This window comes from Streptomyces bugieae, assembly GCF_036352915.1.
Classification (GTDB): Bacteria; Actinomycetota; Actinomycetes; order Streptomycetales; family Streptomycetaceae; genus Streptomyces; species Streptomyces endophytica.
Genome location: NZ_JAZBJP010000115.1, coordinates 1 through 479 on the forward strand (window position 1 = coordinate 1; position 479 = coordinate 479).

Consider the following 479-nt stretch of genomic DNA (forward strand, 5'->3'; position numbering starts at 1 on the left):
CGTCCCCTTCGAGCTGCGGCCTCAGATGGTCGGCGGTGACGGATTCGGGACCGGCGAGCTCCCAGAAGGCGGCGACAGCGGGGTCGTTCATCCAGCGGGTGAGAACGGCGAGATCGCGCTCCAGGACCACCGGGACCAGGTGGAACACCCCGGCCTCGGTGGTGGCACCGGGCCAGGTGGCCGGGTCGCCGAGGAGTTCGCGGGCGGCATCGCGGCGGGGCACCGCCCTGCCCCGGTCCTCGGCGATCAGCGCGAGGAGCTCCTCGGTGAGCTTGAGGTCGAGGGTGTCCTCGGTGGAGCTGCCGTGCGGTACGGCGGTGGAGTCGCCGGACGGTACGGCGGTGGCGCCCTCCGTGCCGCTGCCCGAGGGCGGTCCGGGGGGCGGGTCCGGGGGCACATCGGCCGGTTCCGGAGGCGCCGCGTCGGACTCCGCGGGCGCGTCGGCGGGTGGCACGGTGGCACTCTCCTCTCTGGAGCGG

Annotated in this window: 1 protein-coding gene; it reads right to left on the minus strand. The window is 75.2% G+C overall.

Annotated elements, in window-relative coordinates:
* The coding region (locus V2J85_RS40445; protein WP_330824368.1) for an acetyltransferase at positions 1 to 454 on the minus strand (454 nt) is incomplete at its 3' end.
* Positions 455 to 479: the final 25 nt, after the last annotated feature.